Raw genomic sequence first — 6,287 nt, 5'->3', positions numbered from 1 at the left:
CCCCCGCCCGACGGGGGCCTGTGGACGGGGCCCAAGCTAAGGGACTGGGTGGAGCGGGAGCTGGGAAAGAGGCTCTCCCTCTACCCCATCTACCGGCTTCTGCACGAGATGGGGTTTGCCTTGCGGGTGCCCCGCCCCCGGCACGCGAAGGCGGATGGGGCGGCGCAGGAGGCGTTTAAAAAAACCTCCTCGCCCAGGTCCAGGAGGCGAGGGCCGAGGGAAGGAGGGTGAGGCTTCTGGCCTATGATGAGCACCGCCTGGGCCTCAAGCCGGTGTACCGGCGGGGGGAGAGGCCTTTGGCGGTGGGGGCGCACCGGTACCGGTGGTGCTACGTGTGCACCTTGGTGGAGCCGGAGACGGGGGAGAGCCTGAGCCTCCTGGTGGACGGGCTGGACACGGAGGTGATGGGCTGGGTTCTTAGGGAGCTTGAGGCCTGGCTGGGGGAGGGGGAGGAGGCGTGGGTGGTCCTGGACCGGGCGGGGTGGCACGTTTCGCCTAAGGTGGAGGTGCCGGAGAGGGTCCGGTTGGTCTTCCTGCCCCCCTACAGTCCGGAGCTGCAGCCGGTGGAGCGGGTGTGGCCCTTGGTGAACGAGGCGGTGGCCAACCGGTACTTCCGGGACCTTGAGGAGATGATGGAGGGGGTGGCCGAGCGGTGCCGCGTCCTTGCCCAGGACCCCGAGACCCTCAGGCGGCACACCCTGTTCCACTGGTGGCCTAGGACGAAGGTATCAGCATAAAAGGGTATGACTCCTCCTCGAGGGCGGAAGGGCACAAGCTGGATGAGGGCGCTCTCGCCCGCGGTGAAGCCCTGGGGCTCCATCCCCGGGTTGACGGGATCTGAACCCGCATTCTCCGGATCCTGGCCAAGGCCGCCGACACCCCAGCCGGCCTGGTAAGGGACTCCTCCGGGCGCGTGCGAGGGTTGGCGCGGCTTTTGGCCTTGTGGCCGGGGAGGGGTACGATCCGGACTCAGGGGTAGGGCCTCACGGCAAGTTAGAGGCTGTCGTAAAACTCCTCCACGGCCAGCTACGCAGCCCTGGCCAGCTGCTTCACCAACAAGCGTATCCTGCCTAAATACATCTAGGCTTCCGTTACCTTAGGCCGGTTCCGCTCCAGCCAGGCAAAGGTCCGCTCCACCACCCACCGCTTGGGCAAAGGCTTGAACCCACCCTCCCAGGGACGGGCCACCACCTCCAGCTCCAACCCCAGGGAAGCGGCCAGCCCCTTGAGACCCCGGTACCCCCAGTCCACAAAGAGCTTGCGCACCCGGGGCCACAAGGAGAGGTCCGTCCTCAAAAGCAACGCCTGCCCACCCCCCTTGTCGTGCTCATTGGCCGGGTGGACAAAGGCCCTCAAGAGACGGCCCCCGTGTACGTAGGCCACTTGCGGAACTAGGGGCAGACGGTGGACCAGTGGGGAAGGTCGGGAACGTACGCCTGCAGCGTGACGGGGCATGGCCCGCCACTGGAGACCGTTTTTCAGGACGTAGCGCGCTTCCCCCTTAGGGGAACACCTTCTGGATGGCGTTCACTATTTCCCTCCTTGGCACCTTGGCGGGTCGGCCGCCGGGCTTGGGGGCAGGGATGAGGGGTTCCAGGATGGCCCACTCCCCGTCCGTCAAATCGCTGGAGTAGGCTCTACGGAGAGCCACCCTCGGAGCGTGCCACACTTTTACGACAGCCTCTAACTTCGGGGGGCTGGATCAAAGCAGAGGTAGGTCCAGGTCGGGTGTGCTAACGTCAATACCAGCGCAGAGCGTGGCCGTTTCTGGGTATGTTGAGGGTGGTAGCCACCCGACCCCGTGGGCCGTCCAAGTGGATGCGGTCTTTGACGACCGGGATACTGTGCGGCGAGGAGGCCGGGGCGGGTGGCTACCCATCAGCCCCGCGACCCACCTACCCACCCACCCACAGGAACCGTCAGCCCTCCTTCAAAGGCCAAGATCCAAGGCCACCGCCCCCTTTTTCCCAAACGCCTCCCTAAGGCAAGCGGCCGACCAGAGCCCCATAGCGGAAGATCGCTAGGGCATACTGGTTGCCCACGGCTATATCTAAGGGGCTTTCGTTTAAGAAGAACGTGTCCTGCAACGTCCAGCTCTGGCCATCGGTAGAGGTGATGATGTAGGCGTGTCCGTCGAATATCTCGCTCACACCCCCTACAGCGATGAAGAAGCTTCCTGTCCAGACGATGCGGCCAAGAGCAACTCTGCCGTTCGGTATTACGGGTGAGGGGGGCGGGGTCAGGGTCTGCCAGGTGACTCCGTCCGTGGAGCGGTAGATCTTGTCCCCGCTCACGGCTACGAACTGCCCGTTGCCGAAGGCCACGTCATTGATAAAGCCTGGACCAGTTTGTTTCGTCCAGGTGGCGCCATCCGAGGAGGTGTAGACCGCTTCTCCCACCGCCACGAACCTGCCGTTTCCGTAGGCAACGCCGAAGAAGTCTTCCCCGTTTGTGCCCGAGGCCAGGTTCCAGCTTGTGGGGTTATTGGGCCCAGAGTAGACGATCGCCCCGCTCAGCCCTACCGCCACGTAGGTTCCGCCTCCATAGGCCACGCCCTCTAGGCTCTGGGTTGAGGGGGTGCTGACCTGGTTCCAGGAGTTGCCGTCATTGGAGAGGTAGACGCGGCCAGACTGGCCTACCCCCACGAACTGCCCATTGAGGAAGGCAAGGCGGTCGATGTCAGCTCTGGGTGTCGGGTCGCTTACCCGCCAGGCTGGGAAGGGACCCTCTGCGGCGGTGGCGAAGATGGCGCTTGGGTAATCCACCACGGAAAGCACAAACTTGCCGTTCCCATAGGTCACGGCACCGGGGTAATTGGTGTCAAAGCCCGTGGTCCAGTTGCGGAGGTCGGGAGAGGAGGCGAAGCCATCGCCCATGAACACGTACTGGCTCCCGTTAAAGGCGATGCCGTGGCCATCGTTGATGTAGCGAGGAAGGGAGGCGTAGTTGGGGTTGGCGGTGGTGCCGTCATAGGCCCAGATCTTCCCCTCCGAAGCGGTAAGGAATCGGGTGCCGTCAAAGGCGAGACCGAGCCGTCTATAAGAGGGGACATCTGGCGGGGTCAAGCTGGTCCAGGAACCCGTGGGGTCGTTGGGGGGCGAGGCCAAGGCTATACCACCGCCCCCGCCCCGGAAGCCTATGGCTACGAACCGATTGTTGCCGAAGAGGACCCTCATTAGTTCCATGCCCCCGGTAGCCACCCGGGTCCACGTCTGGCCGTTCGCAGATACCAGGGCGACCCCAGCATCGACATTAAGATCTTCCCCCACCACCACGAAGTAGCCACCGCCGAAGGCCAGGTCGGAGGGGATAAACTGAGAAGAAAGGTTATCCAAGGGTCCGGTCTCCCCTACCTTGGTCCAGTTGGTGAGGTCCTGGGAGGAGTAGAGCCACCCCGCGCGGGTGGGGCCCTGGTTGGTAACGTAGCCCGATACCCGCCCCATGGTGTAGTAGGTCCCGTCCTTAAACACGATGCGGGTGAGTTCACTTGGCTTGGGTGAAGAGGGCTGGACGTTGAACGCATGGACGGTCCAGGTGCGCCCATCTGAGGATTCCCAGATGGTGATCCCGCACATGTCCAAGGCCAAGAAACGGCCGTTGACGAAGCTTAGCCGATCAAGTTCTCTGCACTTGGGTGGCTGGGGCAACCGTACCGCCTCCCAGTTTTGCCCGTCCGGGGAAACCAGGACTGCATCTCTCACAGCCACAAAGACCCCGTTGCCATAGGCTACATCGTAGGCAGGGAAGACGGTGGTCCAAGTAAGGGAGGGTCCCGACCCCTGGGTCGGGGCTGGCTGGACGGTGAGGGAGAGGGGGGCTGTCCGGTCCTGAAGCCCCTGCGCCTGCCCCCGAACGGTGAGGCTGTAGCTTCCGGGGGGCACATTCTGCCCCAACTGCAGGGTAAGGGTGGCCCCGTTCCCCGTAGCGGGGTTGGGGTTGAAGCTCCAGGCGATCTTGTCTGGAGCCGGGCTCGTGGCGAGAGGAGCATTGCCCTCCAGGGAGAGGGTCACGCCCCCCGAAAAGTTCTGCCGGGTTAGGCTCACGCTCACCTGGCCGCTTCCCCCCTGCTGCAACGTGCGGCTCGTGGGGTTCAGGGAGAGGGTGAAAGAGGGGTTAGAGCCGCCGCCACCTCCAGTGCTGCCCGACTGCCCTCCACACGCCGCGAGGAGGAGGGCAAGGCCTGCCAGAAGACCGTACCGCGTGCCCTTACGCATACCGCCTCCTTTCCGGGACCCCTGGGGTCCTTACCTCCATCCTCCTCAGGGGGGCTTACAAAAACCTTAAACGGGGCCCCGGGGGGCGATGGGGGAGCGTGCCCCCCTCGAGCCGGCCAGGCGGAAGAAGCCCCAAGAGAGGTCCCCATGCGCTCGGGCTGGTCCCCCTGGTGGACGAACGGGTGGGCCCCCGCCCGGGGGAAAAGGTGAACACGGGGGTGGCCCTGAAAGCGGCCATTCTGAACGCCCTGGGCTTTGTCTCTTCCCCCCTCTACCTCTTCGGCCACTATTGGGAAAGCAAGCTCACGGAGTGGCTCCTAGGAAAGGGCGTCACCCCAGGGCTCCTCAACGACGAGGGCACGCCAGGCCTTCCCGTTCCCGGTACAGGCCCTGCATGCGGACGCCACCAGCTTTCACGTGCACGGGCGGTACGAGGGGACGGAGGCCGCTTCACACCCTTGCGGAAGTCGGGGCCATCCGCATCGCCCACGGCTACAGCCGGGGATATGGACCCCCTAGACTAGACGCCGATTTGGATGTAGGAGGACCCCATCTGGGAGGTCGGAATGAAGAAGCCCAAAGCGGTACCCCCACAGGTTAAGGGCGAACGTACGCCTTCGGCGTGACTCAAGCCGCTCTGGAGGCCATCAAGGGGGAGAAGAGCCTGGTGGAACTCGCCCGCATCTCCAACGTCCACCCCAACACCATCGGCAAGCTACGGGCTTCGCCCGTGACGAAGTGGAAGGCGGAGCTCATGGGTCACGCCCGCAGGGCGTAGCTTGCAAAGGGGGCCACCCTCTTCTCCAACGAGACCCAGGAGAAGGAGTTGGGGAAGAGGATCCGCGACCTGGGTCACGCGCCAGGGTATCTTGGGCAACTCATCGGCAAGAAGGAAGTGGAGATCGCCCTCCTAAAAAAGCCGAACCTACGCTTCGCGTGACCCTCGGGCAGGGGAGGTAAAGCGGATGACCCGGAACCTAGCCTTCGGCTGACGGGCCAGCGACAAGGTAGCCTGGCTGACCTGGCTCCCCTGCCCATCGTCCTCAGTGCCCTGGAGATCCCCCGGGCCACCTGGTACTCCTACCGGAAGCAGAAGGTGGGTCAGGCGAAGCCTAGCTTGGGGCCGACAGGAAGAGGGGTCAGGGGCGAAGCCCCTAGCTTGGGGAGGAGGGGCGCCGCCTCGGGAGGGCCATCGAAGGGATCCTGCTGGAGCACCCCGGGTACGGCTACCGCCGGGTCACCGAGGAGCTCCACAGAAAGGGAATTCCGATCAACCACAACCGGGTCCACCGCCTTTGCAAGGTACGGGCTCCCGCCCGTGACGCAGGACTGCCACCTCTCCCTGAAGCGCACCGTCCGGAGGCCCAAGCCCAATCCTCTGCTGCAGATTGTGCTTTTGGCCGGGGACAAGGCGGACCTCCGGGCCTCCCTTCTCAGGCAGAGGGAACCGGAGCCCTTTGAGCTCTTGTACACCGACTTCGCCCTCCTGCCCTACCGGACCGTGGTGGCCTTCGGCCTGGGCCCGTCCCCTTCGGCGGAGCTGGCCCTGGGGCCCTGGTGCACCATGACCGTCAGCCGCCCTGGGGGGTCCTTTCCTGAGCCACGCTGCTGAGGGACGGGCAGAGGCTTTCCTACAGCCTGATGGGGGCCAAGGGCGTCACGCGAAGCGTACGTTTTCTCCGGTGGTGGAGAGCTTTTTTGCCCGGTTCAAGGGGGAGGGGCGGGACCCGTTTTGGAGGCCAGAAGCCTTGGGGAGCTAAAGGAGGTGGTAGAGGAGCGGCTACGCTACTACCACGAGCGCCGGTTGCACTCGGGGCTCGGTTATCGGACGCCAAAGGAGGTGATGGCGGTAGACGCGGAGGCGCTGGGGAAAGAACTTGGGGACATCACACGGGAGGCAGGGTAAAAGTGTCTAAGTTTAGGGGGCTGGATGAGGGAACGGGCTTGGTCTACACCGAGTGGTTCGCGGGTGAGCCCCTTCCCTGGAGCGCCACGGAGTGCCCGGAGTGCGAGGGGATAGGGGAGGTGCCGGAGGTCCTCGAGGTCTTGGCCCCCGAGCCCTTGGACGACGGG

General features: G+C 64.6%; 7 protein-coding genes and 3 pseudogenes. 7 read left to right on the top strand and 3 right to left on the bottom strand.

Annotated features, from left to right (window positions below; all coding sequences use genetic code 11):
- Both H531_RS13255 and H531_RS0112085 read left to right on the top strand, forming a co-directional pair.
- The coding region (locus H531_RS13255; protein ID WP_033399353.1) for a helix-turn-helix domain-containing protein at positions 1-231 on the top strand (231 nt) is incomplete at its 5' end.
- A complete protein-coding gene (locus H531_RS0112085; RefSeq protein ID WP_028490842.1) occupies positions 228-737 on the top strand; it encodes a transposase in 510 nt (169 codons plus the stop codon). The genes H531_RS13255 and H531_RS0112085, both read left to right, overlap by 4 nt.
- Positions 738-1,080: 343 nt before the next feature.
- Here H531_RS0112085 and H531_RS14625 read toward each other — a convergent pair whose 3' ends face one another.
- The 3 genes and pseudogenes from H531_RS14625 to H531_RS13710 form a co-directional block, all read right to left on the bottom strand.
- The gene (locus tag H531_RS14625) at positions 1,081-1,383 is read right to left on the bottom strand and encodes a hypothetical protein (protein ID WP_211210543.1); all 303 of its coding nucleotides are present in this window, start codon (positions 1,381-1,383) and stop codon (positions 1,081-1,083) included.
- A 136-nt stretch (positions 1,384-1,519) separates the two neighbouring features.
- Positions 1,520-1,651 (bottom strand): annotated as a pseudogene (locus tag H531_RS15015) (transposase); the annotation flags it as partial.
- Between the two features lie 328 nt (positions 1,652-1,979).
- Positions 1,980-4,214, bottom strand: coding sequence for a cell wall-binding protein (locus H531_RS13710; RefSeq protein ID WP_022799573.1), 2,235 nt, complete (start codon positions 4,212-4,214; stop codon positions 1,980-1,982).
- A 152-nt stretch (positions 4,215-4,366) separates the two neighbouring features.
- Here H531_RS13710 and H531_RS14390 point away from each other — a divergent pair.
- The 5 genes and pseudogenes from H531_RS14390 to H531_RS14380 form a co-directional block, all read left to right on the top strand.
- Positions 4,367-4,728 (top strand): annotated as a pseudogene (locus H531_RS14390) (DUF4277 domain-containing protein); the annotation flags it as partial.
- A gap of 108 nt (positions 4,729-4,836) precedes the next feature.
- Positions 4,837-4,992: a hypothetical protein gene (locus H531_RS14385; protein ID WP_022799572.1), complete on the top strand. Its 156-nt coding sequence runs from the start codon at positions 4,837-4,839 to the stop codon at positions 4,990-4,992.
- Between the two features lie 413 nt (positions 4,993-5,405).
- Positions 5,406-5,456: pseudogene (locus H531_RS15330) on the top strand (hypothetical protein); the annotation flags it as partial.
- 76 nt (positions 5,457-5,532) lie between these two features.
- Positions 5,533-5,826: a hypothetical protein gene (locus H531_RS15005; RefSeq protein WP_022799570.1), complete on the top strand. Its 294-nt coding sequence runs from the start codon at positions 5,533-5,535 to the stop codon at positions 5,824-5,826.
- 120 nt (positions 5,827-5,946) lie between these two features.
- Complete coding sequence (locus tag H531_RS14380; protein ID WP_022799569.1) at positions 5,947-6,120, top strand: integrase core domain-containing protein; 174 nt, start codon at positions 5,947-5,949, stop codon at positions 6,118-6,120.
- Positions 6,121-6,287: the final 167 nt, after the last annotated feature.

The sequence above is a fragment of the Thermus islandicus DSM 21543 genome, assembly GCF_000421625.1.
GTDB lineage: Bacteria > Deinococcota > Deinococci > Deinococcales > Thermaceae > Thermus > Thermus islandicus.
This window is presented reverse-complemented; position numbering and strand designations above follow the sequence as displayed.